The 25,763-nt window shown below is 59.6% G+C and carries 26 protein-coding genes and 1 other RNA gene; 23 read left to right on the top strand and 4 right to left on the bottom strand.

Annotated features, from left to right (window positions below; all coding sequences use genetic code 11):
- The first annotated feature begins 37 nt into the window (after window positions 1-37).
- The 7 genes from rplM (at window position 38) to P7C00_RS26640 (ending at window position 4,913) form a co-directional block, all read left to right on the top strand.
- Window positions 38-466, top strand: coding sequence for a 50S ribosomal protein L13 (rplM, locus tag P7C00_RS26670; RefSeq protein ID WP_007928449.1), 429 nt, complete (start codon window positions 38-40; stop codon window positions 464-466).
- A gap of 14 nt (window positions 467-480) precedes the next feature.
- Entirely contained in the window at window positions 481-873 is a 393-nt protein-coding gene (gene rpsI, locus P7C00_RS26665; protein WP_003205364.1) for a 30S ribosomal protein S9, read from the top strand.
- A gap of 253 nt (window positions 874-1,126) precedes the next feature.
- Entirely contained in the window at window positions 1,127-1,720 is a 594-nt protein-coding gene (gene petA, locus P7C00_RS26660; RefSeq protein ID WP_011063329.1) for a ubiquinol-cytochrome c reductase iron-sulfur subunit, read from the top strand.
- A complete protein-coding gene (locus P7C00_RS26655) occupies window positions 1,720-2,931 on the top strand; it encodes a cytochrome bc complex cytochrome b subunit (RefSeq protein ID WP_404937625.1) in 1,212 nt (403 codons plus the stop codon). The genes petA and P7C00_RS26655 overlap by 1 nt, the downstream gene beginning before the upstream one ends.
- The gene (locus P7C00_RS26650) at window positions 2,931-3,713 is read left to right on the top strand and encodes a cytochrome c1 (protein WP_346633856.1); all 783 of its coding nucleotides are present in this window, start codon (window positions 2,931-2,933) and stop codon (window positions 3,711-3,713) included. The genes P7C00_RS26655 and P7C00_RS26650 overlap by 1 nt, the downstream gene beginning before the upstream one ends.
- A 152-nt stretch (window positions 3,714-3,865) precedes the next feature.
- Window positions 3,866-4,483, top strand: a complete 618-nt coding sequence (locus P7C00_RS26645) for a glutathione S-transferase N-terminal domain-containing protein (RefSeq protein WP_102860311.1) — start codon at window positions 3,866-3,868, stop codon at window positions 4,481-4,483.
- Between the two features lie 16 nt (window positions 4,484-4,499).
- On the top strand, window positions 4,500-4,913 hold the full coding sequence (locus P7C00_RS26640; protein WP_346633857.1) for a ClpXP protease specificity-enhancing factor: 414 nt from the start codon (window positions 4,500-4,502) through the stop codon (window positions 4,911-4,913).
- Window positions 4,914-4,966: 53 nt separating this feature from the next.
- Here P7C00_RS26640 and P7C00_RS26635 read toward each other — a convergent pair whose 3' ends face one another.
- The 4 genes from P7C00_RS26635 to P7C00_RS26620 form a co-directional block, all read right to left on the bottom strand.
- Window positions 4,967-5,545, bottom strand: a complete 579-nt coding sequence (locus tag P7C00_RS26635) for a BON domain-containing protein (protein ID WP_346633858.1) — start codon at window positions 5,543-5,545, stop codon at window positions 4,967-4,969.
- Window positions 5,542-6,135, bottom strand: coding sequence for a phosphoheptose isomerase (locus P7C00_RS26630; protein WP_015636934.1), 594 nt, complete (start codon window positions 6,133-6,135; stop codon window positions 5,542-5,544). Before P7C00_RS26630 ends, P7C00_RS26635 begins: the two co-directional genes overlap by 4 nt.
- 104 nt (window positions 6,136-6,239) lie before the next feature.
- Window positions 6,240-6,611, bottom strand: a complete 372-nt coding sequence (locus P7C00_RS26625; RefSeq protein WP_346633859.1) for a YraN family protein — start codon at window positions 6,609-6,611, stop codon at window positions 6,240-6,242.
- On the bottom strand, window positions 6,611-8,422 hold the full coding sequence (locus tag P7C00_RS26620; RefSeq protein ID WP_404937624.1) for a penicillin-binding protein activator: 1,812 nt from the start codon (window positions 8,420-8,422) through the stop codon (window positions 6,611-6,613). Before P7C00_RS26620 ends, P7C00_RS26625 begins: the two co-directional genes overlap by 1 nt.
- Before the next feature lie 237 nt (window positions 8,423-8,659).
- On the opposite strand from P7C00_RS26620, the gene rsmI reads away from it, so the two are divergent.
- The 16 genes from rsmI to ftsA all read left to right on the top strand — a co-directional run bounded on the left by rsmI (window position 8,660) and on the right by ftsA (window position 25,750).
- Window positions 8,660-9,514, top strand: a complete 855-nt coding sequence (gene rsmI, locus P7C00_RS26615; RefSeq protein WP_346633991.1) for a 16S rRNA (cytidine(1402)-2'-O)-methyltransferase — start codon at window positions 8,660-8,662, stop codon at window positions 9,512-9,514.
- Window positions 9,515-9,586: 72 nt separating this feature from the next.
- Window positions 9,587-9,940, top strand: an RNA gene (gene rnpB, locus P7C00_RS26610) — RNase P RNA component class A.
- 308 nt (window positions 9,941-10,248) lie between these two features.
- On the top strand, window positions 10,249-10,704 hold the full coding sequence (gene mraZ, locus P7C00_RS26605) for a division/cell wall cluster transcriptional repressor MraZ (RefSeq protein ID WP_019693566.1): 456 nt from the start codon (window positions 10,249-10,251) through the stop codon (window positions 10,702-10,704).
- The gene (gene rsmH / locus P7C00_RS26600; protein ID WP_162884089.1) at window positions 10,701-11,648 is read left to right on the top strand and encodes a 16S rRNA (cytosine(1402)-N(4))-methyltransferase RsmH; all 948 of its coding nucleotides are present in this window, start codon (window positions 10,701-10,703) and stop codon (window positions 11,646-11,648) included. The genes mraZ and rsmH overlap by 4 nt, the downstream gene beginning before the upstream one ends.
- Window positions 11,645-11,938, top strand: a complete 294-nt coding sequence (ftsL, locus tag P7C00_RS26595) for a cell division protein FtsL (RefSeq protein ID WP_003188663.1) — start codon at window positions 11,645-11,647, stop codon at window positions 11,936-11,938. The genes rsmH and ftsL overlap by 4 nt, the downstream gene beginning before the upstream one ends.
- Window positions 11,935-13,674 (top strand): peptidoglycan D,D-transpeptidase FtsI family protein, encoded by a 1,740-nt coding sequence (locus P7C00_RS26590; RefSeq protein ID WP_404937623.1) that lies wholly within the window; start codon window positions 11,935-11,937, stop codon window positions 13,672-13,674. The genes ftsL and P7C00_RS26590 overlap by 4 nt, the downstream gene beginning before the upstream one ends.
- Window positions 13,674-15,137 carry a UDP-N-acetylmuramoyl-L-alanyl-D-glutamate--2,6-diaminopimelate ligase gene (locus P7C00_RS26585; protein ID WP_346633861.1) on the top strand — a complete coding sequence of 488 codons (1,464 nt, stop codon included), beginning with the start codon at window positions 13,674-13,676 and terminating at the stop codon, window positions 15,135-15,137. The genes P7C00_RS26590 and P7C00_RS26585 overlap by 1 nt, the downstream gene beginning before the upstream one ends.
- Window positions 15,130-16,497 (top strand): UDP-N-acetylmuramoyl-tripeptide--D-alanyl-D-alanine ligase, encoded by a 1,368-nt coding sequence (gene murF, locus P7C00_RS26580; RefSeq protein WP_346633862.1) that lies wholly within the window; start codon window positions 15,130-15,132, stop codon window positions 16,495-16,497. Before P7C00_RS26585 ends, murF begins: the two co-directional genes overlap by 8 nt.
- Window positions 16,497-17,579, top strand: a complete 1,083-nt coding sequence (gene mraY / locus P7C00_RS26575; protein WP_102860321.1) for a phospho-N-acetylmuramoyl-pentapeptide-transferase — start codon at window positions 16,497-16,499, stop codon at window positions 17,577-17,579. The genes murF and mraY overlap by 1 nt, the downstream gene beginning before the upstream one ends.
- 5 nt (window positions 17,580-17,584) lie before the next feature.
- Window positions 17,585-18,931 carry a UDP-N-acetylmuramoyl-L-alanine--D-glutamate ligase gene (gene murD / locus P7C00_RS26570; protein WP_346633863.1) on the top strand — a complete coding sequence of 449 codons (1,347 nt, stop codon included), beginning with the start codon at window positions 17,585-17,587 and terminating at the stop codon, window positions 18,929-18,931.
- Complete coding sequence (ftsW, locus tag P7C00_RS26565) at window positions 18,928-20,145, top strand: putative lipid II flippase FtsW (RefSeq protein WP_404937622.1); 1,218 nt, start codon at window positions 18,928-18,930, stop codon at window positions 20,143-20,145. Before murD ends, ftsW begins: the two co-directional genes overlap by 4 nt.
- Window positions 20,135-21,205 carry an undecaprenyldiphospho-muramoylpentapeptide beta-N-acetylglucosaminyltransferase gene (murG, locus tag P7C00_RS26560; RefSeq protein ID WP_123724766.1) on the top strand — a complete coding sequence of 357 codons (1,071 nt, stop codon included), beginning with the start codon at window positions 20,135-20,137 and terminating at the stop codon, window positions 21,203-21,205. Before ftsW ends, murG begins: the two co-directional genes overlap by 11 nt.
- On the top strand, window positions 21,198-22,652 hold the full coding sequence (murC, locus tag P7C00_RS26555) for a UDP-N-acetylmuramate--L-alanine ligase (protein ID WP_346633865.1): 1,455 nt from the start codon (window positions 21,198-21,200) through the stop codon (window positions 22,650-22,652). Before murG ends, murC begins: the two co-directional genes overlap by 8 nt.
- Entirely contained in the window at window positions 22,649-23,605 is a 957-nt protein-coding gene (locus tag P7C00_RS26550) for a D-alanine--D-alanine ligase (protein WP_404937621.1), read from the top strand. The genes murC and P7C00_RS26550 overlap by 4 nt, the downstream gene beginning before the upstream one ends.
- Before the next feature lie 4 nt (window positions 23,606-23,609).
- Complete coding sequence (locus P7C00_RS26545) at window positions 23,610-24,476, top strand: cell division protein FtsQ/DivIB (protein WP_016966667.1); 867 nt, start codon at window positions 23,610-23,612, stop codon at window positions 24,474-24,476.
- Between the two features lie 14 nt (window positions 24,477-24,490).
- The gene (gene ftsA, locus P7C00_RS26540) at window positions 24,491-25,750 is read left to right on the top strand and encodes a cell division protein FtsA (protein ID WP_346633867.1); all 1,260 of its coding nucleotides are present in this window, start codon (window positions 24,491-24,493) and stop codon (window positions 25,748-25,750) included.
- Window positions 25,751-25,763 lie beyond the last annotated feature (13 nt).

The raw sequence follows: 25,763 nt of genomic DNA, 5'->3' as shown, positions 1-25,763 counted from the left end.
CGTCTATTTTGCTGGGCGGCCCCTGAGGCTATAAAGAATGAAAACTTTTACTGCTAAACCGGAAACAGTAAAGCGCGACTGGTTCGTCGTCGACGCTGCAGGTCAGACCCTGGGTCGTCTGGCCACCGAAATCGCGAGCCGTCTGCGTGGCAAGCACAAGCCTGAGTACACTCCTCACGTTGATACCGGCGACTACATCGTCGTGATCAATGCCGAGCAGGTACGTGTTACTGGCGCTAAAACCACTGACAAAATGTACTACTCCCACTCCGGTTTCCCGGGCGGCATCAAGTCGATCAACTTCGAAAAACTGATCGCTAAAGCCCCTGAGCGCGTGATCGAGACCGCGGTAAAAGGCATGCTGCCTAAGAACCCGCTGGGTCGCGACATGTACCGTAAGCTGAAAGTCTATGCGGGCGCTGCTCACCCTCATACTGCTCAGCAGCCCCAAGAACTGAAGATTTAACGGAATAGTTCATTATGTCGGCGACTCAAAATTACGGCACTGGCCGTCGCAAGACTGCAACCGCACGCGTTTTCCTGCGTCCGGGCACTGGCAACATCTCGATCAACAACCGCTCCCTGGATAACTTCTTCGGTCGCGAAACTGCCCGCATGGTAGTTCGTCAGCCGCTGGAGCTGACCGAGACTGTTGAGAAGTTCGATATCTACGTTACCGTTATCGGCGGCGGTGTAAGTGGTCAAGCTGGCGCAATCCGCCACGGTATCACTCGCGCTCTGATGGATTACGACGAAACTCTGCGCGGCGCTCTGCGTAAAGCTGGTTTCGTAACCCGTGACGCACGTGAAGTTGAGCGTAAGAAAGTGGGTCTGCGTAAAGCGCGTAAGCGTCCGCAATACTCCAAGCGTTAATTCGCTACTGCGTTCAAAAACGCCCAGTCTCCTCGCGGAGCTGGGCGTTTTTTATTGTCTAGAATTTGCGCTGTGACAACTTGCCACATCCGCGGAGGCCCTATACTACAAGGCTTCGGGCTGGGTCTGCTTGGTAATTACCTTGTCAGAATAGGGGCTTTTCATTACCATTCGGCAAAATTTTTATAAGTTCAGATTTTTACTTAGTAGATGCCTGATTTAACAGGCCACAAAGCTGATGGGAGAGGACTGAATGAGCAATGACGGCGTGAATGCAGGCCGGCGTCGCTTCCTAGTAGCAGCCACATCCGTGGTGGGTGCTGCTGGAGCGGTGGGGGCTGCGGTCCCGTTCGTGGGGTCATGGTTTCCCAGTGCCAAGGCGAAAGCCGCAGGTGCACCGGTGAAAGTGAATATCAGCAAGATCGACCCAGGTCAGCAGATGATTGCTGAATGGCGTGGTCAGCCGGTATTCATCGTCCGCCGGACTGAGGAGATCCTGGGGAATCTTAAAAAGATCGAGGGCCAGTTGTCTGACCCTGACTCCAAGAACTCGGTACAACCAACCTACGTCGACCCGGAAGTGCGCTCGATCAAGCCAGAAATTCTGCTGCTGATCGGTATTTGCACCCACCTGGGCTGTTCTCCGACCTTCCGTCCTGAAGTGGCGCCCGCGGATCTGGGCAAGGACTGGGTAGGTGGCTATTTCTGCCCTTGCCACGGCTCCCACTACGATCTGGCTGGTCGCGTCTATAAGTCGCAACCTGCGCCTTTGAACCTGCCAGTACCCCCGCATTCCTATGAGTCGGATGACATCATTGTCATTGGCGTCGACACGGAGAAAGCGTGATGAGCAAGTTCATGGATTGGGTCGATGCGCGCTTCCCCGCGACCAAAATGTGGGAAGACCATCTCAGCAAGTATTACGCTCCGAAGAACTTCAACTTCTTCTATTTCTTTGGCTCCCTGGCACTGTTGGTTCTGGTCAACCAGATCGTCACCGGCGTCTGGCTGACCATGAGCTATACCCCTTCGGCGGAAGAGGCCTTTGCTTCCGTTGAGTACATCATGCGTGACGTCGAGTACGGTGCGATCCTGCGTCTGCTCCATTCCACTGGCGCTTCGGCGTTCTTCATTGTGGTCTACCTGCACATGTTCCGTGGCCTGCTCTACGGTTCCTACCAGAAACCTCGTGAGCTGGTATGGCTATTCGGCATGTTGATCTACCTGGCGCTGATGGCCGAAGCGTTCATGGGCTACCTGCTGCCCTGGGGCCAGATGTCCTACTGGGGAGCCCAGGTGATCATCTCGCTGTTCGGTGCGATCCCGGTCATTGGTGATGACCTGACTCAGTGGATCCGTGGTGACTACCTGATTTCCGGTATCACCCTGAACCGCTTCTTCGCCTTGCACGTGGTGGCCCTGCCGATCGTTATCCTCGGTCTGGTGGTGCTGCACATCCTGGCGCTGCACGAAGTGGGTTCGAACAACCCGGATGGCGTCGACATCAAGAAGAACAAGGATGAGAACGGCATCCCGCTGGATGGCATTCCTTTCCACCCTTACTACACCGTGAAAGATATTGTCGGCGTGGTGGTGTTCCTGTTCATCTTCTGCTCGATCGTATTTTTCTTCCCGGAGATGGGTGGTTATTTCCTCGAGAAGCCGAACTTCGAACCGGCCAACCCGTTCAAGACGCCTGAGCATATTGCTCCTGTTTGGTACTTCACTCCGTTCTACGCGATTCTGCGTGCGGTGCCTGACAAGCTAATGGGTGTTATTGCCATGGGTGCCGCGATTGCTGTCCTGTTTGTATTGCCTTGGCTTGACCGTAGTCCGGTCAAGTCCATGCGCTACAAAGGCTGGCTGAGCAAGATCTGGCTGCTGGTGTTCTGCATCTCGTTCGTGATCCTGGGTGTGCTGGGTGTACTGGCGCCGACTCCAGGCCGTACGTTGTTGTCGCAGGTATGTACCTTCCTGTACTTCGCCTACTTCATTCTGATGCCGTTCTACACCAGGCTCGAGAAGACCAAACCGGTTCCGGAAAGGGTGACTGGCTGATGAAAAAGCTATTTGCTGTACTGATTCTTGCTGCTATGCCTGTATTGTCTTTCGCGGCCGAGCACGGTGGTCCTGAGTTGGAAAAGATCGATATCGATCTGTCTGACAAGGCTGCCTTGCAAGACGGCGCGCGCACCTTTGCCAACTACTGCATGGGCTGCCACAGCGCCAAGTTCCAGCGTTATGAGCGAGTTGCGGATGACCTGGGCATTCCTCATGACCTGATGTTGAGCAAGCTGGTTTTCACCGGTGCGAAGATCGGTGATCACATGAACATCGGTATGCAGCCGGCGGACGCCAAGACTTGGTTCGGTGCTGCGCCACCTGACCTGACCCTGGTGGCTCGCGTTCGTGGTACCGACTGGCTCTATGGCTATCTGAAATCCTTCTATGAGGATCCGGCCCGCCCTTGGGGTGTGAACAACAAGGTTTTCCCGAATGTGGGCATGCCTAACGTCCTGGTCGGTCTGCAAGGCCGTCAGGTGGTTGGCTGCAAACAGGTTCAGATCGTCGAAGACGGTAAGAAGCAATACGATCCGCTGACCGGTACTCCTCTGACTCATGAGGCTTGTGATCAGCTGACGATCAAGGAAAACACCGGCACCCTCAATGAGGCGCAGTTCGATGAGAAGGTCAAGAATCTGGTGACCTTCCTGGCCTACTCGGCCAACCCGGTCAAGCTGCAACACCAGCGCATCGGTACTTACGTACTCTTGTATCTGGCCTTCTTCTTCGTATTCGCCTATCTGCTCAAGCGCGAATACTGGAAGGATGTGCATTGATAGCGTTTTAAGCGTCAGTTGTTGAACATGCGCGCCCAAGGGCGTCTCTGAAGCTGTAACAACCCTGTATCATTCGGGGGTTACCAGAGGCGCCCTGAGGGCGCGCTTGTTTTTTCTGCTTCCGATAATTTCAACAAGCGAGGAGGATCGCCATGGGCGTGACCAATCGGTTGGCCTGTTACTCCGACCCCGCCGACCACTATTCCCACCGGGTGCGCATTGTGCTTGCGGAGAAGGGTGTCAGCGCCGAGATCATCAGTGTGGAGGCGGGGCGTCAGCCGCCGAAACTGATCGAAGTGAACCCTTATGGGAGCTTGCCAACGCTGGTCGATCGGGACCTGGCGTTGTGGGAGTCGACAGTGGTGATGGAATACCTGGATGAGCGTTACCCTCATCCTCCATTGCTGCCGGTTTACCCTGTTGCGCGTGCCAACAGCCGCTTGCTTATACATCGCATCCAGCGTGATTGGTGTGGGCAGGTGGACCTGATTCTGGATTCGCGGACCAAAGAGGCGGTGCGGGTGCAGGCGCGTAAGGAATTACGCGAAAGTCTGACAGGGGTTTCTCCGTTGTTCGCCGATAAGCCATTTTTCCTCAGTGAGGAACAAAGCCTGGTGGACTGCTGCCTACTGCCCATACTCTGGAGATTGCCAATTCTGGGTATCGAACTGCCGCGGCAGGCAAAGCCGCTGCTTGATTATATGGACCGCCAATTTGCGCGTGAGGCTTTCCAGGCGAGTTTGTCTGGTGTCGAACGTGATATGCGCTGAGGCTTAAGGAGCCGCTATGAACTCCAGTCGACCTTATCTGGTCCGCGCGCTCTATGAGTGGATTGTGGACAACGATTGCACCCCGCACATGCTGGTCAACTCCGATTACCCGGCTGTGCAGGTGCCCCAGGGTTTCGCCAGTGATGGGCAAATTGTCCTGAATATATCTCCCAGCGCCGTGCGCCATCTGCATATGGACAATGATGCAGTCACTTTCGAGGGGCGCTTCGGCGGTGTACCTCATAGTCTGCACGTGCCGGTTGCTGCGATCCTTGGGATTTATGCGCGGGAGAATGGGCAGGGCATGGTCTTTGATCTGGAATCGCCTCTGGATGAGGAGGACGATATCGAGCCGGAAGACGACCTGCCTCCACCGGACAGCGAGCCGCCACGGCCTAGCGGCCGGCCGAGCCTGAAAGTGGTCAAGTAATAAAAAAGGCGATCCGGATGGATCGCCTTTTTTGTATCTGCTGCTGTGCTGTGTCAGTCGATATATTCAAACAGCTTGACGATTTTTTGTACGCCGGAGACGCCTTGTACCAGGCTGGTGGCTTGGGCGGCTTCCTGTTGGGTCAGCAGGCCCAGCAAATAGACGATGCCGTTTTCGGTCACGACCTTGATCCGTGAAGCGGGAATGCTGGCGTCGGTAAGCATCTGGGTCTTGATCTTGGTGGTCAGCCAGCCATCGTTCTGCCGTGCCAGGAATCCGGAGGGCGGCAGCACTTGCAGTTCGTTATGTACCTTCTTGACTCGCTGCACCTCGCTGGCGGCCTGTTCGGCCATGGCCTTGAGGTCGGGGCGCGGTGTCTGGCCGGCCAGCAGGACGATACCGTTGAAGCTGGTGACGACGATGTGCGAGTTGTTTTCCAGGTCCGGGTTGGCCTTGGCAACGTTCACGGCGACTTTGGTTTCGATCAGTGAATCGTCGATCTTGCTGCCGAAGGTGCGGGTGCCGCGATCGTCATCGATTGGTTTGTCGCGGGTGGCGGTAATCACCGAGCTGCAACCAGTGATGCCGAGGCACAAGGTCAAGGCCAGAAGGCCAAGGCGATTAGGGGTCATTCTTCACTCCCGAACAATTGGCTGTCGATCAAGTCGCAAAGGCAATGGATCGCCAGCAGGTGGACTTCTTGAATACGTGCAGTGACGGTGGCCGGTACGCGAATTTCCACGTCTTCAGGCAGTAGCAGCGAGGCCATGCCTCCGCCATCGCGACCGGTCAATGCTACGACAATCATTTCACGATCATGTGCGGCTTGAATGGCTTGAATAATGTTCGCCGAGTTACCGCTGGTGGAAATTGCCAGCAACACATCGCCGGGTTGGCCGAGAGCACGGATCTGTTTGGAGAAGACTTCGTTGTAGCTGTAGTCGTTGGCAATCGAAGTGATGGTCGAGCTGTCGGTAGTCAGAGCGATGGCGGGCAGGCTGGGGCGTTCACGTTCGAAGCGGTTGAGCAACTCGGAGGAGAAGTGTTGGGCGTCGCCGGCGGAGCCACCGTTGCCACAGGAGAGCATTTTGCCCTCATTGAGCAAGGCATTGACCATGACCTGGCTGGCCTGCTCGATGTGCGGTGCAAGTACGTCCATCGCCTGTTGCTTGGTGTCGATGCTGGCCTGAAAAAGCTGGCGAATTCGGGATTGCATGTCCATCTGTGTGACCTTAAGTGGCGCGGCTTGGTGGCACGTGAATGTGCAGCCCGCAAAGCAAAGAGCAAAAAAGTTGAGTGAAAATGGGTGCGGCCTGAGGGCGTCTTTCAGCTATCAAAGGCATTGCGTAGCCAGTTCAAACGGGCTTCTGCACCCGGGGCGCCTTCAATGGCGACCACGTCGAAACGGCAGGGGTGGTTGGACCAGCGTGACTCGCGTTGCAGGAAAATCTGCGCGGCGAGAATCAGTTTTTGACGCTTGCGCCCATCGATACTGCCCAGAGCTCCACCCCATTGCGTGTGTTGTCTGTAGCGGACTTCGACGAATACTACTGTATCGCCGTCAAGCATGACCAGATCAAGCTCGCCGCGTTTGCACAGCCAGTTCTGCGCCAGCAGGCGCAGCCCTTGCTGTTGGAGATGCCGGAGCGCTTGGCTTTCGGCATCTCTTCCGCTTTGCTGGCGTGATCCTTGGAGCATTAGCGCGGTGTGTCGGGCAGGCGGGTGACCTGGCCATTGACGAACTTGGCCCAGGGCAGTTGACGCTCAATGCGCTGACCGGCGGCCATGCCCAGGCTACCGGACTCGCCCTCGATCCGGCTGTCAGGCAGGGCCTTGAGTTGACCCAGGCGTGGTGCCAGGCGATAGGCGTCGACACCCATTGCGTACAGGCGACCGAGGCTGCCTCCAGCTTGTGGCCATTGTGCAGTGACCTGGCGGCGCAGAAGGCCATTGGCATCCAGCAGCCAAGGTGTTTCGCAGAACATTACACCGTTCATATCGTTGTATTGATTCTGATCGCCGCTGGCGCTGAACACGTTGGAGGTTGCATACACTGGAACATCGCCAGCGTACTGGAAGTTCAGGGTCGGCTTGATCTGCTGTGCCTGCTGCGGAGTGGAAGCGAGGAAAATGAACTCGATATCCTGGCGGCGCGACGGTTGTGCGGCGACTTGAGTGCCTACGGTGCTCTGCAGGCTCTTGGCGCGACCCTCGCTTTGGCGCAGTCGGAACAAGTCGGCAATTTGTTGGGCCAGAGCGACAGGCTGATCGACTCGCTCGATGCCGATCACGCTACCACCGTTGGCTTCCCAGTCCTGGCGGAAGGCCTTGAGCACGCGGTCGCCCCACTCACCCTTGGGGACCAGCGCCGCAGCGCGATGCAGGCCATCGGCGCGGGCGCGACGAGAGACTTCACGGGCTTCGTCTTCGGCCGCCAGGCCGAATTGGAAAAGTTGCGCCGGGCCTTGTTCGCCTTCGCTGTAGTTCAGTGCGAGGGTGGTAATCGGCAGCTGCGAGCGTGTAGCCAGTTGCTTGACCAGTGGTTTTTCCAGGGGGCCGACTACCAGTTGCACACCGGCAGCCTGGGCTTTGCGGTAGAAGTCGTCCAGGGAACTCAGGCGCGAGCTGTCGTAAAACTCAATGCTGGGTGGCTTTTGCCCGGCTTGCTGAGCCTGGTAGTGAGCGGCCATGAAGCCTTCACGCAGGGCCTTGGAAACCGAAGCCAAGGGCCCATCTTGTGGCAGTAGCAGGGCAATTTTCGAAACAGGCTGGCTAGCCAGCTCTTTAAGCTGGGTCAGCGGTTGAGGCAGTTGAATGGCGGCAGGATGCTTTGGATTCTGCGCGCGCCAGTTATCAATGGCCGACTGTTGTTGCTCCAGAGTACCGGCGGTCTTGACTGCCAAGGCCAGGCTCAACCAGCCGGCCAGGTCATCGTTGCCTGCAGATTGCAGTTGGTCGGTGGGCAGCGCGGCAATCAGTACCCAGATGGCCTCATGGTTCTTTGCCGCCGCTTCATCTTTCAGCAGGGGCGCGATAAGAATCCGCTGCTTGGCGGCAGCCAGCGTCTGGCCGTCCGCTTCCAGAGCGCGCGCATAAACGTTGCCGGTACGGATCTGCTGAGTTGCAGGCAGTTCGCTGAGGTGCTGCAGGCTTGGGTGGCTCAGCGCAGTCAGTGCGGCTTTCGGCTGATTGCGGATCATGGCCAGCTCTGCTGACAGAGTGCTGGCGAAGATCTGCTGGGCAGGTTTGAGCTGATCCAGCGGCACTTGCTGGAGGATTTGTCCGGCGCGTCCGGCGTTGCCCTGGCGGTATGCCAGGTCTGCTGCGCTCAAGCGCAGCAGGGCTGCCTTGTCCGGGCTTTTGCTGGTGGCGGCCTGTTCGAGCAATTGCTCGATGCTGGCATCCGGTGTCCGTGGAAGTTCGCCAAGGCTGGAAGAGGGCGAGCTGGCGCAAGCCACCAAAAGGGTAGCCAGGCAGAGGGCAAGAAGCAGCCGCAGGCAAGCGATCATGTAAGTGTTCCTGATACTCGATCAAATGAGCGTGGAATTGTACCCAAGCGCTGGCCGGGGCGCGATGTTACTGGCGATAAACCGTCTATTTAACGGGTGCAAATGTTGCTGTAGCGCATAAAAGGCCACAAAGGGCTGCAGTGTTGAACGATCGCCAGGCATATTGAGAGGACTTCAACGCGCTACAATGGCGCTTTTGCCGATCAAGAGGTGTGCGCTTTGACTGCTCCAGGTCCTTTGAATTCCGCTGCTGGCTCGCTTTATGTGGTGGCGACGCCCATCGGCAACCTGGACGACATCAGTGCCCGGGCCCTGAAGTTGTTGCGCGAAGTGTCCCTGATCGCTGCCGAGGATACTCGGCACTCACAGCGTCTGATGCAGCACTTTGGCATTTCCACGCCCTTGGCAGCCTGCCATGAGCATAACGAGCGTGATGAGGGCAGTCGTTTCATTACCCGTTTATTGGCGGGTGATGATGTCGCATTGATTTCCGATGCCGGAACGCCGTTGATTTCCGATCCGGGTTATCACTTGGTGCGGCAGGCCCGTGCAGCAGGCATCAATGTGGTTCCTGTGCCAGGGGCCTGCGCATTGATCGCGGCACTGTCGGCGGCAGGCCTGCCATCGGATCGGTTTATCTTCGAGGGTTTTCTGCCGGCCAAGGCCGTTGGGCGGCGGGGGCGTTTGGAGTTGGTCAAGGAAGAGCCTCGCACGTTGATTTTTTACGAGGCGCCGCATCGTATTCTTGAGTGTCTGCAGGATATGGAGACGGTATTTGGTGGCGAGCGACCGGCACTGTTGGCTCGAGAACTGACCAAGACCTTCGAGACCCTCAAGGGGCTACCACTTTCCGAGTTGCGTCAGTTCGTGGAGGCCGACAGCAACCAGCAGCGCGGTGAGTGCGTAGTGCTGGTGGCGGGATGGACGGCGCCGGAAAGCGATGAGGCGATCAGTAGTGAGTCGATGCGCATTCTTGACCTGTTGCTTGAGGAGATGCCTCTCAAAAGGGCGGCGGCGCTGGCGGCTGAGATCACGGGTGAGCGCAAGAATGTGCTGTATCAGGTGGCCCTGAATAAACAGAAAGAGCAATAAATTGCGTAGCAGGGTGGCCAAAGGCTTTTAGCGCTTGTTCTTGGGCCTCTCTGCCGTTAACCTTCGCGGCGGAGAGTCGATTGGACAGTCGCTGCCCTCTATGAAAATTAGAGGGGGGAGGAAAGTCCGGGCTCCATAGGGCGGAGTGCCAGGTAATGCCTGGGAGGCGTGAGCCTACGGAAAGTGCCACAGAAAATAACCGCCTAAGCACTTCGGTGCCGGTAAGGGTGAAAAGGTGCGGTAAGAGCGCACCGCACGTCTGGTAACAGTTCGTGGCTAGGTAAACCCCACTCGGAGCAAGACCAAATAGGGTTCCAAGGCGTGGCCCGCGCTGGAACCGGGTAGGTTGCTAAAGATGTCCAGTGATGGCCATCGTAGAGGAATGACTGTCCTCGACAGAACCCGGCTTACAGATCGACTCTCCACCTTTTCCCTCCCTGCTTGAATCAATAGCAGAAGCGTTTTTGTAATACCGAAAAAATCTTACTCTTAATAAATTACTTTAACTTCGTGCTGCAGCTTATTGGGCTGTCTGAAGTTGATGCTCTGGAATGCCCTCCGAATTCTCGTTACCTCTCCTTTTAGTCTCCTAAATCTCCGTTCTATAAGGCTTTTCCGTCGCTGCGCGCCTTGACGGTGGTGTGGGCGCATTCCTATAGTGTGCGCAAGTGGCGGAAAGTGGCATGAAGTGGGTTTTTTGAGCGCAAAACGCTAAAATTTGGAGAAACGCTGACGTGTTTCGCGGAGCTAACGCTATCAGTCTCGATGCAAAAGGCCGTCTCGCCATGCCGAGCCGGTATCGTGACGAGCTCGTTTCGCGAAGTTCTGGGCAATTAATCGTCACCATTGACGCGGTTGATCCTTGTTTGTGTGTTTACCCCCTCGATGAGTGGGAGCTGATAGAAACCAAGCTGCGCGCACTGCCTTCGCTTCGCGAAGAGAACCGTCGTTTGCAGCGTTTGCTGATTGGTAATGCCGTCGATCTCGAGCTCGATGGCAGTGGTCGTTTTCTGGTGCCACCGCGCCTGCGTGAATATGCCAAGTTGGATAAGCGCGCAATGCTGGTGGGCCAACTGAACAAGTTCCAATTGTGGGACGAGGATGCCTGGGATGCTGTTTCTGCAGCTGACCTGGCGGCTATTCAACAACCGGGCGCCATGCCTGATGAACTGCGTGATTTGATCCTGTGACTATTGATAGCGGCTTTAACCACATCACCGTGCTGCTTGACGAAGCCGTCGAGGCTCTCGCCGTGCGCCCTGATGGCTGCTATCTGGATGGCACCTTCGGCCGTGGCGGGCATAGCCGCTTGATTCTCAGCAAGCTCGGAACGGAGGGCCGGCTCCTCGGATTCGACAAGGACCCCCAAGCGATTGCCACCGGGCAAGCGCTAGCGGCCGAAGACGGCCGCTTTGTCGTTGTACAGCGCAGTTTTGCCGAGTTGGGTTCGGAGGTCGCGGAGCGCGGCCTGGCAGGCAAGGTCAGTGGTGTTCTGCTGGATCTTGGCGTGTCTTCTCCACAGCTGGACGATCCTGAGCGTGGCTTCAGTTTTCTCAATGATGGCCCTCTGGACATGCGCATGGACCCGACTCGTGGTATTAGCGCTGCGCAGTTCATTGCCACCGCGCCCGTCGAGGAAATTGCCCGTGTGTTCAAGGAGTACGGCGAAGAGCGCTTCTCCGGGCGCATGGCGCGAGCCGTGGTCGAGCGTCGTGAAATCCAGCCCTTCGAACGTACTGCCGATCTGGCCGAAGTATTGAAAGTCGCCAATCCTGCCTGGGAGAAGGGCAAGAATCCTGCTACCCGGGCTTTCCAGGGATTGCGCATCCATGTGAATAACGAACTGGGCGATCTCGAGGCCGGCCTTGAAGCAGCGCTGGAGTCGCTGGAAGTGGGCGGTCGCTTGGTGGTGATCAGCTTTCACTCCCTGGAAGATCGCATCGTCAAATTATTCATGCGGCGCCTGGTGAAGGGCGAGTCCGACAATCTGCCGCGCAACCTGCCGGTACGTTTTGAAGCCTTCGTGCCGAAAATCAAGATTCATGGCAAAGCGCAGTTCGCCTCCGAGGCCGAGCTCAAAGCCAATCCCCGTTCCCGTAGTGCGGTCATGCGTGTTGCGGAGAAGCTTCGGTGAGCAAGCTCTTCGCCAAGCCTCTTCCAGGCGGAAGCTTTTTCATGCTTCTGCTATTCGTTGGCGTTTTGGTCTCCGCGATTGCGGTGTCCTACAGCGCTCACTGGAATCGTCAATTACTCAATACGCTGTATGGCGAGTTGAGTGTGCGTGACAAGGCCCAGGCCGAATGGGGACGGTTGATTCTTGAGCAAAGCACCTGGACCGCTCATAGCCGGATCGAAGTGCTGGCCACTGAACAGCTGAAGATGCACATCCCGGGCGCGGCTGAAGTTCGCATGGTGGCGCCATGAAACTTGAAGGCGCTCTCTACCCTTGGCGTTTCCGTGTGGTGCTGGGCTTGCTGGCGATCATGGTGTCGGCGATTGGCTGGCGCATTATCGATTTGCAGGTGGTCGACCGTGACTTCCTCAAGGGGCAGGGCGATGCGCGCAGTGTCCGGCATATTCCTATCCCTGCCCATCGTGGCCTGATCACCGACCGCAATGGCGAGCCTCTGGCCGTAAGTACGCCAGTGACCACGCTTTGGGCCAATGCCAAGGAAATGCAATTGGCCAAGGACCGCTGGCCAGCATTGGCCATGGCCCTTGGTCAGGACCCCAAGGCGCTGACTGAGCGTCTCGAAGCTCAGGCCAATAAAGAATTCATCTACCTGGTTCGGGGTCTGACCCCTGAACAGGGCCAAGCGGTGCTCGATCTGAAGGTGCCGGGCGTCTATGGCATCGAGGAGTTCCGGCGTTTCTATCCGGCCGGCGAAGTGACTGCGCACATGGTTGGTTTTACCGACATTGACGACCGTGGCCGCGAAGGGGTCGAGCTGGCCTATGACGAATGGCTCGCCGGCGTTCCCGGCAAGCGCCAGGTGATCAAGGACCGGCGAGGCAGATTGATCAAGGATGTCCAGGTCACCAAGAACGCCAAGGCCGGCAAGCCCTTGGCGTTGTCGATTGACCTGCGCCTGCAATACCTGGCCAACCGTGAACTGCGCAATGCCATTGTCGAAAACGGCGCCAAGGCCGGCAGCCTGGTGATCATGGACGTGAAGACCGGCGAGATCCTGGCCATGGTCAACCAGCCGACCTACAACCCGAACAATCGCCGCAATCTGCAGCCGGCGATGATGCGTAACCGCGCGATGATCGACGTATTCGAGCCCGGCTCGACCATGAAGGCGATCTCCATGAGTGCCGCCCTGGAAACCGGACGCTGGAAGCCCAGCGATACTGTCGAGGTTTATCCGGGCACCCTGCAGTTGGGCAAGTACACCATTCGTGACGTGTCGAAGACCGAAGGGCCGGTGCTCGATCTGACCGGTATTCTGATCAACTCCAGTAACGTCGGCATGAGTAAGGTCGCCTTCGATATCGGTGGCGAAACCATTTTCCGTCTGGCGCAGAAGATCGGTCTGGGTCAGGACACAGGCCTCGGCTTCCCTGGCGAGCGAGTCGGCAACCTGCCGAACTACCGTGAGTGGCGCAAGGCTGAAACCGCAACTCTGTCTTATGGCTACGGCCTCTCGGTGACCGCGATCCAACTGGTCCACGCGTTTTCCGCGTTGGCCAACAATGGTCGGATTGCTCCGCTGACGCTGATCAAATCCGACAAGACGCCGCAAACCGCTCAGGTGATTCCGGAAAACGTCGCTAAAACCATGCAGGGCATGCTGCAGCAGGTGATCGAGGCTCCCCGGGGCGTGTTCCGTGCCCAGGTCCCGGCCTATCACGTGGCTGGCAAGAGTGGTACCGCGCGCAAGACGTCGGTAGGCACCAAGGGCTATGCCGAGAACTCCTATCGTTCGCTATTTGCCGGTTTCGGCCCGATGAGCGATCCGCGCTACGCCATCGTGGTAGTGATCGACGAGCCGAGCAAGGCCGGTTACTTCGGTGGCCTGGTATCGGCTCCGGTGTTCAGCAAAGTGATGTCCGGCACCCTGCGCCTGATGAACATCACTCCGGATAATCTGCCGGCCACGCAACAGGCCAATGTGGCGCCCGGTACCCCAGTACGAGCCAATGGAGGGCGCGGCTAATGTCTCTTAGCCTGAACAAGATTTTCGCCCACGCCGGCCGCGATCTGCTGATCCGCGAGTTGACGCTGGACAGCCGCAATGTACGTGCCGGTGATTTGTTCCTGGCGGTACCCGGCGCCAAGTTTGACGGCCGTGCACATATTGCCGACGCCTTGCAGCGCGGTGCTGCTGCAGTGGCCTATGAGGTGGAAGGTGCAACCGTGCTGCCGCTGACCGATGTGCCGCTGATTCCAGTCAAGGGCCTGGCGGCGCAGTTGTCGGACATTGCCGGGCGCTTTTATGGGGATCCAAGCCGCCAGCTGAATCTGGTGGGCGTGACCGGTACCAACGGCAAGACCAGCGTCACCCAGTTGGTGGCCCAGGCGCTGGATCTTTTGGGCCAGCGTTGCGGTTTGGTAGGCACGCTGGGTACTGGCTTCTATGGCGCGCTGGAAAGTGGCTTGCACACCACGCCTAACCCTATCGCGGTGCAGGCGACCCTGGCTGATCTGAAGAACGCCGGTGCCAAGGCGGTGGCCATGGAGGTCTCGTCCCATGGTCTGGATCAGGGGCGCGTGGCGGCCCTGGCTTTCGATGTTGCGGTGCTGACCAATCTGTCCCGCGACCATCTGGATTACCACGGAACCATGCAAGCCTATGGCGCAGCCAAGGCGAAGCTCTTCAACTGGACTGACCTGCGTTGCCGGGTGATCAATCTCGATGATGAGTTCGGTCGGCAACTGGCAGCGGACAAGCACGAATCGCGGTTGATAACCTACAGCCTCGAGGATGCCTCTGCTTATCTGTACTGCCGTGAGGCGAACTTTGATGACGACGGCGTGCGCGCAACCCTGGTGACTCCGCAGGGTGAACACCATCTGCGCAGCACCTTGCTCGGACGCTTCAACCTGAGCAATGTGCTGGCGGCGGTCGGTGCTTTGTTGGGCCTGGAGTACGCACTGGATGAAATTCTCGCCGTGCTGCCCAAGCTCGAAGGTCCTGCTGGGCGCATGCAACGCCTGGGGGGTGGTACTCAACCCTTGGTGGTCGTGGATTACGCCCACACTCCGGATGCTCTGGAGAAAGTATTGCTGGCCCTGCGCCCTCACGCCAAGGGGCGCCTGCTCTGCCTGTTCGGCTGCGGCGGTGACCGCGATCGCGGCAAGCGTCCGCTGATGGCAGAAGTGGTAGAGCGCCTGGCAGATGGCGTGCTGGTCACCGATGACAATCCACGCAGCGAAGACCCAGCGCAGATTTTCGACGATATCCGTGCTGGTTTCAGCGCGGTAGACAAGGTCGATTTTGTAGCCGGTCGTGGTCTCGCCATTGCTCGATTGATCGCCGCCGCGTCGGCAGACGATGTGGTGGTTCTGGCGGGCAAGGGCCATGAGGATTATCAGGAGATCAATGGCCAGCGCCATGACTTCTCCGACCTTGCTGAAGCCGACAAGGCCTTGACTGCATGGGAGGTGGCACATGCTTAAAGCCTTGCTGCTCAGTGAAGTATCGGCCCCATTGGACGCCCGCCTGATCGCGGGCGATGTGCGTTTCAGTGGTGTCAGTATCGATAGCCGGGCGATTCAGGCGGGTCAGTTGTTCGTTGCCTTGACCGGCCCCCGTTTTGACGGTCACGACTACTTGAACGAAGTGGCGGGCAAAGGTGCCGTAGCCGCGTTGGTCGAACGTGAAGTTCCCGACAGCGCGCTGCCTCAGTTGCTGGTCAAGGACACCCGTCTGGCCCTCGGCCAATTGGGTGCTCTGAATCGTGGCGCCTTTACCCGGCCGGTGGCTGCGGTGACGGGTTCCAGCGGCAAGACCACGGTCAAGGAGATGCTGGCCAGTATCCTGCGTACCCGTGGTCCGGTGCTGGCAACCCGGGGCAACCTGAACAATGACCTGGGCGCGCCGCTGACACTTCTGGAGCTGGCCCCCGAACACACCGCTGCCGTGATCGAGCTTGGCGCGTCGCGCATCGGCGAAATCGCCTACACCGTGGCCATGACTCGTCCCCATGTGGCGATCATCAATAACGCTGGTACCGCTCACGTCGGTGAGTTCGGCGGCCCGGAGAAAATCGTCGAAGCCAAGGGCGAAATTCTCGAGGGGCTCGATAGCGCCGGGATTGCCGTGCTGAATCTGGACGACAAGGCCTTCCCGATCTGGAAGACCCGCGCCGCCGGTCGTCAGGTGCTGAGCTTTGCCCTGGACAACAGCGCAGCAGATTTTCATGCCTCGGATATCGGTCGTGATGCCCGTGGTTGCCCGTCCTTCACATTGCACAGCCCAAAGGGCGTGGATAGGGTGCAATTGAACCTGCTTGGCACCCATAACGTGGCCAACGCCTTGGCCGCCGCAGCCGCGGCCCATGCCATGGGCGTCTCGCTGTTCGGCATCGTCACCGGCCTGAATGCGGTGCAGCCGGTCAAGGGCCGCACCGTTGCCCAACTGGCCAAGAACGGCATGCGGGTGATTGATGACACTTACAACGCAAACCCCACCTCAATGTGTGCCGCCGTTGATATACTCGCCGGCTTTTCCGGCCGCACCGTCCTGGTGCTCGGAGACATCGGCGAGTTGGGCGAGTGGGCGGAGCAGGGGCACCGCGAAGTAGGTGCGTATGCCGCTGGCAAGGTTTCGGCCCTCTACGCCGTAGGCCCGATGATGGCTCATGCTGTCGCCGCCTTCGGCGAACACGCGCGCCACTTCGCCAGCCAGGCTGATCTGATTGCTGCCCTGGACGTCGAGCAAGACCCAAATACCACCATTTTGATCAAGGGATCGCGCAGCGCGGTGATGGAAAACATCGTCGCGGCTTTGTGCGGCTCGAGCACGGAGAAACATTGATGCTGCTGCTGCTAGCGGAGTACCTGCAACAGTTCTACAAAGGCTTCGCGGTCTTTCAGTACCTGACCCTGCGCGGGATTCTCGGGGTACTGACTGCGCTGTCTTTGGCGCTGTGCCTGGGTCCGTGGATGATCCGTACTCTGCAAAACCGGCAGATCGGCCAGGCCGTGCGTAATGACGGTCCGCAATCTCACCTGTCCAAGTCGGGTACACCGACCATGGGGGGCGCGCTGATTCTTTCCGCCATCGGTATCAGCACCCTGCTCTGGGCCGACCTGCGCAACCACTATGTGTGGGTAGTGCTGGTGGTGACCCTGGCGTTTGGCGCCATCGGTTGGGTCGATGACTACCGCAAGGTGATCGAGAAGAACTCCCGTGGCTTGCCCAGCCGCTGGAAGTATTTCTGGCAATCGGTGTTCGGCCTGGGCGCTGCGATCTTCCTTTATATGACCGCGCAGAGCCCGGTGGAAACCACCTTGCTGATCCCGATGCTCAAGGACGTGAGCATTCCTCTGGGCATCGGTTTCGTGGTCCTGACCTACTTCGTCATCGTCGGTTCGAGCAACGCGGTCAACCTGACCGACGGCCTCGATGGCCTGGCGATCATGCCGACGGTGATGGTCGGCGGCGCGCTGGGGATCTTCTGCTACCTGTCGGGTAACGTGAAGTTCGCCGAATACCTGCTGATTCCTTATGTACCGGGGGCGGGCGAGCTGATCGTCTTCTGCGGTGCGCTGATCGGTGCCGGCCTGGGCTTCTTGTGGTTCAACACCTATCCGGCACAAGTTTTCATGGGCGATGTCGGCGCGCTGGCGCTGGGCGCGGCCCTGGGCACCATCGCCGTGATCGTCCGTCAGGAAATCGTCCTGTTCATCATGGGCGGCGTGTTCGTGATGGAGACCCTGTCGGTGGTGATCCAGGTGGCTTCCTTCAAATTGACCGGTCGCCGTGTGTTCCGCATGGCACCTATTCACCACCACTTTGAACTCAAGGGCTGGCCCGAGCCTCGTGTGATCGTCCGTTTCTGGATCATCACCGTGATTCTCGTGTTGATCGGCCTTGCCACCCTGAAGCTGAGGTAGAACGAGTGTCTCTGATCGCTTCTGACCACTTCCGCATCGTTGTCGGCCTCGGCAAGAGCGGCATGTCCCTGGTTCGCTTCCTGGCGAACCGGGGCGTTGCTTTTGCGGTGGCCGATACGCGGGAGAATCCACCTGAGCTGGCCACGCTGCGTCGTGACTACCCGCAGGTGGACGTGCGTTGTGGCGAGCTGGATGTCGAGTTCCTGTGCCGTGCCGACGAGCTCTACGTGAGCCCAGGCTTGGCCCTGGCGACCCCGGCCCTGCAGGCCGCTGCTGCCCGTGGCGTGAAATTGTCCGGTGACATCGAGCTGTTCGCGCGTAACGCGAAGGCGCCGATTGTCGCCATCAGCGGTTCCAACGCGAAAAGCACCGTGACCACCCTGGTGGGCGAGATGGCCGCTGCGGCGGGCAAGCGGGTCGCCGTGGGCGGCAACCTGGGCACTCCGGCCCTGGATCTGCTCAGCGACGACGTCGAGCTGTACGTGATGGAGTTGTCCAGCTTCCAGCTGGAGACCACTGACCAGCTGTGCGCTGAAGTGGCCACCGTGCTGAACATCAGCGAAGACCATATGGACCGCTACAGCGGCCTGCCGGCCTATCACCTGGCCAAGCACCGGATCTTCCGGGGCGCGCGGCAAGTGGTGGTCAATCGCCAGGATGCGCTGTCCCGGCCGTTGCTGAGTGAGAACCTGCCGTGCTGGACCTTTGGCCTGGGTAAGCCCGATTTCAAGGGCTTTGGCCTACGGGAAGAAAAGGGTGAGAAGTACCTGGCCTTCGAGTTCCAGAACCTGATGCCGGTGCGCGAACTGAAGATCCGTGGTGCCCATAACCAGTCCAACGCCCTGGCGGCATTGGCCCTGGGGCATGCGGTCGGCTTGCCGTTCGACGCCATGCTTTCGGCTCTGCGCACCTTCGCCGGCCTGGAGCACCGTTGCCAGTGGGTTCGCGACGTGGATGGCGTGGGTTATTACAACGATTCCAAAGCCACCAACGTCGGCGCCGCCCTGGCTGCCATCGAAGGCCTGGGCGCGGACATCGATGGCAAGATCGTGCTGATCGCCGGTGGCGACGGCAAGGGCGCCGAGTTCAAGGATCTTCGGGATCCGGTAGCGGCCAACTGCCGCGCGGTGATCTTGATGGGCCGTGACTCCGACAAGATCGGTGAGGCGGTTGGCGATGCCGTGCCGCTGATTCGTGTCGATTCGCTGGCCGACGCTGTGGCTCAATGCCGCGCCGCTGCACAGCCTGGCGACGTGGTGTTGCTGTCGCCCGCCTGCGCCAGTTTCGACATGTTCAAGAATTACGAAGACCGGGGTCACCAGTTCGTCCGTGTCGTGGAGGAGCTGGCATGAACTTGAGGAATTTCATCAAGCCGTATCCGTCGCCGCTTATCACCGGGCGTGGCATCGACCTGGATTTCCCGATGCTCGCCGGCTGCCTGACGCTGCTCGGCCTGGGGCTGGTCATGATTGCATCGGCCTCTACCGAAGTGGCGGCGGCGCAGTCGGGCAGTGCCCTGTACTACATGATTCGCCACCTGATCTACATCGTGCTGGGCCTGGGGGCCTGCATTGTTACCATGATGATTCCCATCGCCACCTGGCAGCGCCTGGGCTGGATGATGCTGATTGGTGCCTTCGGTTTGCTGGTGATGGTGATCATTCCGGGGATCGGCCGTGAAGTGAACGGTTCGATGCGCTGGATCGGTTTCAGCTTCTTTAACGTTCAGCCCTCCGAGATTGCCAAGGTGTTCGTGGTGATCTACCTCGCCGGCTACTTGGTGCGGCGCCAGAAGGAAGTGCGTGAAAGCTGGATGGGCTTCTTCAAGCCATTCATCGTTCTGCTCCCAATGGCGGGCCTGCTGCTGATGGAGCCGGACTTCGGTGCCACCGTGGTGATGATGGGGGCCGCAGCGGCGATGCTGTTCCTCGGCGGTGTCGGGCTGTTCCGGTTTTCCCTGATGGTGGTCCTGGCAGTGGCAGCGGTTGTCTTGCTGATTCAGATGCAGCCCTATCGAATGGCGCGTCTGACCAACTTTGCCGACCCCTGGGCGGACCAGTTCGGTGCCGGATATCAATTGTCCCAGGCACTGATTGCGTTTGGTCGCGGCGAGTGGCTGGGGGTTGGACTGGGTAACAGCGTGCAGAAGCAGTTTTATCTGCCGGAGGCTCACACCGATTTCGTGTTCTCGGTATTGGCCGAAGAGCTGGGTGCCGTGGGCTCCTTGTGCACGGTGGCACTGTTCGTATTCGTCTGTATTCGCGGCATGTACATCGGTCTGTGGGCCGAGAAAGCCAAGCAGTTCTTTGCCGCCTATGTGGCTTATGGCTTGTCGTTCCTATGGATTGGTCAGTTCTTGATCAATATCGGGGTGAACGTCGGTCTGCTGCCGACCAAGGGGCTGACCCTACCGTTCCTCAGTTATGGCGGTAGTTCGTTGGTGATCTGCTGCGCCTGCCTCGGATTGTTGCTGCGTATCGAATGGGAGAGCAGAACCCACCTGGGCAGTGAAGAGATGGAGTTCAGTGAGAGTGACTTTGCCGAGGATCCAGTCCATGGGCGCTAACGTGCTGATCATGGCGGGCGGCACCGGTGGCCACGTGTTCCCGGCGCTGGCGTGTGCCCGCGAGTTCCAGGCCCGTGGCTACAGCGTGCACTGGTTGGGTACTCCCCGTGGGATCGAGAACGAACTGGTACCGGCGGCCGGCTTGCCGCTGCATCTGATCAACGTCACCGGGCTGCGGGGCAAGGGCAAGCTGTCGCTGCTCAAGGCGCCGTTCGTCCTGATCAAGGCGGTGCTCCAGGCGCGGCGGATCATTCGCCAACTCAATCCGGTCTGTGTGCTGGGTTTTGGTGGTTATGTGACCGGCCCTGGTGGTGTTGCCGCCAAGTTGTCCGGGGTGCCGGTCATCGTTCATGAACAGAATGCCGTGGCCGGTACCGCCAATCGGCTGCTGGTGCCGTTGGCCGCCCGAGTCTGCGAAGCTTTCCCGGACACCTTCGGGGCCTCGGACAGCCGCCGCACCACGGGCAATCCGGTGCGTACCGAACTGTTCCTCGAAACACCGCGCGAGGCCCTGGCCGGACGCAAGGCGCGTTTGCTGATCCTGGGCGGAAGCCTGGGGGCAGAGCCGTTGAACAAATTACTGCCGGAAGCCCTGGCACAGGTCGCCCCCGAGCTGCGCCCGGAGGTGTTCCATCAGGCCGGTAAAAACCACGATGAAGTCACTGCAGAGCGCTATCGCGCGGCCGGCGTCGAGGCGCAGGTGCAGCCCTTTATCAAAGACATGGCTCAAGCCTATGGCTGGGCCGACCTGGTGGTCTGTCGCGCAGGCGCGTTGACTGTCAGCGAACTGGCTGCCGCCGGTCTGCCTTCGATGCTGGTGCCTTTGCCCCATGCGATCGACGATCACCAGACCCGCAATGCCGAATATTTGGCTCGTGAAGGTGCTGCCTTCCTGATGCCGCAAAGAACGACTGGTGCAGCGGACCTTGCCGCTCGCCTGACAGAGGTTTTGATGCAACCAGAACGACTCGACAACATGGCCCAGGCCGCGCGCCGCCTGGCCAAACCCGACGCCACCCGTGATGTGGTGAATATCTGCCTGGAGGTGGTCCATGGTTGAGAATCAAAAAGCCATGCCGCAACCGGAAATGCGCCGCATCCGCCGTATCCACTTCGTCGGCATCGGCGGCGTGGGCATGTGCGGGATTGCCGAGGTGCTGCTGAACCTGGGTTACCAGGTCTCCGGTTCCGATCTCAAGGCGTCGCCGGTCACCGAGCGCCTGGAGTCCTTTGGCGCGCAGATTTTCATCGGCCATCGCGCCGAAAACGCCGCCAATGCCGATGTGCTGGTGGTGTCCAGCGCCGTGAATACCTCGAACCCGGAAGTCGCCACTGCCCTGGAACGCCGTATTCCGGTGGTGCCGCGGGCGGAGATGCTCGCCGAGCTGATGCGCTACCGTCATGGCGTGGCCGTGGCCGGTACCCATGGCAAGACCACCACCACCAGCCTGCTGGCCTCGGTGTTCGCCGCTGGTGGCCTGGACCCGACTTTTGTCATCGGTGGCCGGCTCAATGCAGCGGGCACCAATGCACAGCTGGGCACCAGCCGTTACCTGATTGCCGAAGCCGACGAAAGCGATGCCAGCTTCCTGCACCTGCAGCCGCTGGTAGCCGTAGTCACCAATATTGACGCCGACCATATGGCGACCTACGACGGTGACTTCAACAAACTGAAGAAAACCTTCGTCGACTTCCTGCACAACCTGCCGTTCTATGGGCTGGCGGTGATGTGCCTGGACGATCCGGTGGTGCGCGATATCCTGCCGCTGGTCAAGCGTCCGACCGTGACCTATGGCTTCAGCGAAGAAGCCGACGTGCGCGCCATCAATGTACGCCAGCAAGGCATGCAGACCTTCTTCACCGTGCTGCGTCGCGACCGCGAGCCGCTGGATGTATCGGTGAACATGCCGGGCAACCACAATGTGCTCAACTCCCTGGCGACCATCTGTATCGCCACCGACGAAGGCATCAGCGACGAAGCCATTGTCCAGGGCCTGTCGGGCTTCCAGGGTGTGGGCCGGCGCTTCCAGGTTTACGGCGAGCTGCCGGTGGAAGGCGGCAACGTCATGCTGGTGGACGACTACGGGCACCACCCGACCGAGGTCGCGGCAGTAATCAAGGCCGTGCGTGGTGGCTGGCCTGAGCGCCGCCTGGTGATGGTCTACCAGCCGCACCGCTTCAGCCGTACCCGTGACCTGTACGACGACTTCGTGCAGGTGCTGGCCGATGCCAACGTCCTGCTGTTGATGGAGGTCTACCCGGCCGGCGAAGAGCCGATCCCCGGCGCCGACAGTCGCCAGCTATGCCACAGCATTCGTCAGCGTGGCCAGCTGGATCCGATCTACATCGAACGTGGCGTCGATCTGGCGCCGCTGGTCAAGCCGTTGCTGCGCGCCGGTGACATCCTGTTGTGCCAAGGTGCCGGTGATATCGGCGGCCTTGCGCCTAAATTGCTCAGCAGCCCGCTGTTCGCCGGTGCTGTGGCCGCTGGCAAGGGGGCGAAATGACCGCTGCCTACGCCAATCTGTTCTCCACCGTGAAGCCGAGCGATTTCGGTCGCGTTGCCGTGCTCTACGGCGGCAAGAGCGCCGAGCGCGAAGTGTCGTTGAAGTCCGGCAAGGCCGTAATTGAAGCCTTGCAGAGTGGCGGTGTGAACGCCTTCGGCATTGATGTCGGCGACGACCTGCTGCAGCGCCTCTTGAGCGAGAAGATTGATCGCGCCTTCATCATTCTCCACGGTCGTGGCGGTGAAGACGGCAGCATGCAAGGCCTGCTCGAGTGCCTGGGGATTCCCTACACCGGTAGCGGCATCCTTGCTTCGGCTCTGGCCATGGACAAACTGCGCACCAAGCAGGTCTGGCACAGCCTGGGGATTCCGACGCCGCGCCACGCAGTATTGAGCTCCGAGGCCGACTGTATTTCCGCAGTGGCGGAACTGGGCCTGCCTTTGATCGTCAAACCGGCTCATGAAGGCTCCAGTATCGGTATGGCCAAGGTGACTTCCGCGCCCGAATTGATCGACGCATGGAAGGCGGCCAGTACCTACGATTCGCAAGTGTTGGTCGAACAATGGATCCAAGGTCCGGAGTTCACCATCGCGACTCTGCGTGATCAGGTGTTGCCCCCGATCGCCCTGGGTACTCCCCACACTTTTTACGACTACGACGCCAAGTACCTGGCTTCCGATACTCAGTACCGGATTCCGTGCGGCCTCGATAGCGCCAAGGAACAGGAACTCATGGACCTCACGGCGAAAGCCTGTGAGGCGCTCGGTATTGCCGGTTGGGCGCGTGCCGATGTGATGCAGGATGCCCAGGGACAGTTCTGGTTCCTGGAAGTGAACACCGCTCCGGGGATGACCGACCACAGTCTGGTGCCGATGGCCGCTCGTGCGGCCGGTCTGGATTTCCAGCAGTTGGTCCTGGCCATCCTGGCAGCCAGTCTTGAGGCGAGAGGTTAAGTCCATGCAAGGCGCGTCGCTTCGTCATCAGCAACCCGCACCCGGCCGCAAGCCGGTGCCGCGGGGTGCCAGCCGAATGGTGGCTAAAGAGCCGATGTCGGTGCGCCTGCCGAAAGCCAACTTTGGCTTTCTGAAAAGCCTGTTCTGGCCGGTGCTGCTGGTGGCTCTGGGGTTTGGCACCTATGAAGGTGCCCAGCGTCTGTTGCCGTACGCCGACCGCCCGATCACCAAGATCGCGGTGCAGGGGGACTTGAGCTACATCAGCCAGCAGGCGGTGCAGCAGCGGATCGCGCCTTATGTCGCGGCGAGCTTCTTCACCATCGACCTGGCGAGCATGCGCACCGAACTGGAACAGATGCCCTGGATCGCCCACGCCGAAGTTCGTCGGGTGTGGCCGGACCAAGTGGTGATTCGCCTGGAAGAGCAACTGCCGGTAGCCCGTTGGGGCGACGAGGCACTGTTGAACAACCAGGGCCAGGCCTTCACTCCGCGTGAGCTGGCGAACTATGAACACTTGCCGCAGTTGTTCGGGCCGCAGCGGGCCCAGCAGCAAGTGATGCAGCAGTATCAGGTGTTGAGCCAGATGCTGCGGCCGCTGGGCTTTTCGATCGCCCGTCTGGAGCTGCGCGAGCGCGGCAGCTGGTTCCTGACCACCGGTGCCGGCAGTGCCGGTCCGGGTATCGAGTTGCTCCTGGGTCGCGATCATCTGGTGGAGAAGATGCGCCGCTTCATTGCCATTTATGAAAAAACGCTGAAAGAACAGATCACGAATATCGCGCGCATCGATCTGCGTTATGCCAACGGCCTGGCCGTGGGCTGGCGCGATCCGGCGGCACCCACGACGGCGCAACCTGCCGTCGCGAAGAATTAAGAAGAGGCAGGACCATGGCAAATGTGCAAAGCGGCAAAATGATCGTCGGCCTGGATATCGGCACCTCCAAGGTTGTGGCGCTGGTAGGCGAAGTCGCGGCCGATGGCTCGCTGGAAATCGTCGGCATCGGCACCCATCCTTCCCGCGGCCTGAAGAAGGGCGTGGTGGTGAATATCGAATCCACTGTGCAGTCGATCCAGCGCGCGGTGGAAGAGGCGCAACTGATGGCGGGCTGCCGTATTCACTCGGCGTTCGTTGGTGTGGCGGGTAATCACATTCGCAGCCTGAACTCCCACGGCATCGTGGCGATCCGCGATCGGGAAGTCAGCTCGGCGGACCTGGAGCGGGTATTGGATGCAGCCCAGGCTGTGGCGATCCCGGCTGACCAGCGAGTCCTGCATACCCTGCCGCAGGATTACGTGATCGATAACCAGGAAGGCGTGCGCGAGCCCCTGGGCATGTCCGGCGTGCGTCTGGAAGCCAAGGTGCACGTGGTGACCTGCGCGGTGAATGCGGCACAGAACATCGAGAAGTGCGTGCGCCGCTGCGGCCTGGAAATCGACGACATCATCCTCGAGCAACTGGCCTCCGCCTACTCGGTACTCACCGACGACGAGAAAGAGCTGGGCGTGTGCCTGGTGGACATCGGCGGCGGCACCACCGACATGGCGATCTTCACCGAAGGCGCGATCCGTCACACCGCGGTGATCCCGATTGCCGGCGATCAGGTGACCAACGACATCGCCATGGCCTTGCGCACACCGACCCAGTACGCCGAGGAAATCAAGATCCGTTACGCCTGCGCCCTGGCCAAGCTGGCCGGTGCCGGCGAAACCATCAAGGTGCCGAGCGTTGGCGATCGTCCGCCGCGCGAGCTGTCGCGTCAGGCCCTGGCCGAAGTGGTCGAGCCGCGTTACGACGAATTGTTCACCCTGATTCAGGCTGAGCTGCGTCGTAGCGGCTACGAAGACCTGATCCCAGCGGGCATCGTGCTCACTGGTGGCACCTCGAAGATGGAAGGCGCGGTGGAACTGGCCGAGGAAATTTTCCACATGCCGGTTCGTCTGGGCGTGCCCCACAGTGTCAAGGGCCTGTCCGACGTGGTGCGCAACCCGATCTATTCCACCGGCGTTGGCTTGCTGCTGTACGGACTGCAGAAACAGTCCGACGGCATCTCGTTCTCCGGCATCGGCAGCCGCGACAGCTACAGCAGCGACGAGCCCAAGACCGCGTTGCTGGACCGCATCAAGAGCTGGGTCCAGGGCAACTTCTAAAGATTTACCGCAA

The organism is Pseudomonas sp. JDS08PS003 (assembly GCF_045013505.1).
GTDB lineage: Bacteria > Pseudomonadota > Gammaproteobacteria > Pseudomonadales > Pseudomonadaceae > Aquipseudomonas > Aquipseudomonas protegens_B.
Note: the sequence above shows the minus strand (reverse complement) of the source record. Positions and strands in the feature narration are given on the sequence as shown.

Excerpts from the sequence above, each read along its gene's own strand:
- rplM (WP_007928449.1), top strand. The coding sequence starts at position 38 with ATGAAAACTTTTACTGCTAAACCGGAAACAGTAAAGCGCGACTGGTTC.
- rpsI (WP_003205364.1), top strand. The coding sequence starts at position 481 with ATGTCGGCGACTCAAAATTACGGCACTGGCCGTCGCAAGACTGCAACC.
- petA (WP_011063329.1), top strand. The coding sequence starts at position 1,127 with ATGAGCAATGACGGCGTGAATGCAGGCCGGCGTCGCTTCCTAGTAGCA.
- P7C00_RS26655 (WP_404937625.1), top strand. The coding sequence starts at position 1,720 with ATGAGCAAGTTCATGGATTGGGTCGATGCGCGCTTCCCCGCGACCAAA.
- P7C00_RS26650 (WP_346633856.1), top strand. The coding sequence starts at position 2,931 with ATGAAAAAGCTATTTGCTGTACTGATTCTTGCTGCTATGCCTGTATTG.
- P7C00_RS26645 (WP_102860311.1), top strand. The coding sequence starts at position 3,866 with ATGGGCGTGACCAATCGGTTGGCCTGTTACTCCGACCCCGCCGACCAC.
- P7C00_RS26640 (WP_346633857.1), top strand. The coding sequence starts at position 4,500 with ATGAACTCCAGTCGACCTTATCTGGTCCGCGCGCTCTATGAGTGGATT.
- P7C00_RS26635 (WP_346633858.1), bottom strand. The coding sequence starts at position 5,545 with ATGACCCCTAATCGCCTTGGCCTTCTGGCCTTGACCTTGTGCCTCGGC.
- P7C00_RS26630 (WP_015636934.1), bottom strand. The coding sequence starts at position 6,135 with ATGGACATGCAATCCCGAATTCGCCAGCTTTTTCAGGCCAGCATCGAC.
- P7C00_RS26625 (WP_346633859.1), bottom strand. The coding sequence starts at position 6,611 with ATGCTCCAAGGATCACGCCAGCAAAGCGGAAGAGATGCCGAAAGCCAA.
- P7C00_RS26620 (WP_404937624.1), bottom strand. The coding sequence starts at position 8,422 with ATGATCGCTTGCCTGCGGCTGCTTCTTGCCCTCTGCCTGGCTACCCTT.
- P7C00_RS26590 (WP_404937623.1), top strand. The coding sequence starts at position 11,935 with ATGAAACTTGAAGGCGCTCTCTACCCTTGGCGTTTCCGTGTGGTGCTG.
- P7C00_RS26585 (WP_346633861.1), top strand. The coding sequence starts at position 13,674 with ATGTCTCTTAGCCTGAACAAGATTTTCGCCCACGCCGGCCGCGATCTG.
- murF (WP_346633862.1), top strand. The coding sequence starts at position 15,130 with ATGCTTAAAGCCTTGCTGCTCAGTGAAGTATCGGCCCCATTGGACGCC.
- mraY (WP_102860321.1), top strand. The coding sequence starts at position 16,497 with ATGCTGCTGCTGCTAGCGGAGTACCTGCAACAGTTCTACAAAGGCTTC.
- ftsW (WP_404937622.1), top strand. The coding sequence starts at position 18,928 with ATGAACTTGAGGAATTTCATCAAGCCGTATCCGTCGCCGCTTATCACC.
- murG (WP_123724766.1), top strand. The coding sequence starts at position 20,135 with ATGGGCGCTAACGTGCTGATCATGGCGGGCGGCACCGGTGGCCACGTG.
- murC (WP_346633865.1), top strand. The coding sequence starts at position 21,198 with ATGGTTGAGAATCAAAAAGCCATGCCGCAACCGGAAATGCGCCGCATC.
- P7C00_RS26550 (WP_404937621.1), top strand. The coding sequence starts at position 22,649 with ATGACCGCTGCCTACGCCAATCTGTTCTCCACCGTGAAGCCGAGCGAT.
- P7C00_RS26545 (WP_016966667.1), top strand. The coding sequence starts at position 23,610 with ATGCAAGGCGCGTCGCTTCGTCATCAGCAACCCGCACCCGGCCGCAAG.
- ftsA (WP_346633867.1), top strand. The coding sequence starts at position 24,491 with ATGGCAAATGTGCAAAGCGGCAAAATGATCGTCGGCCTGGATATCGGC.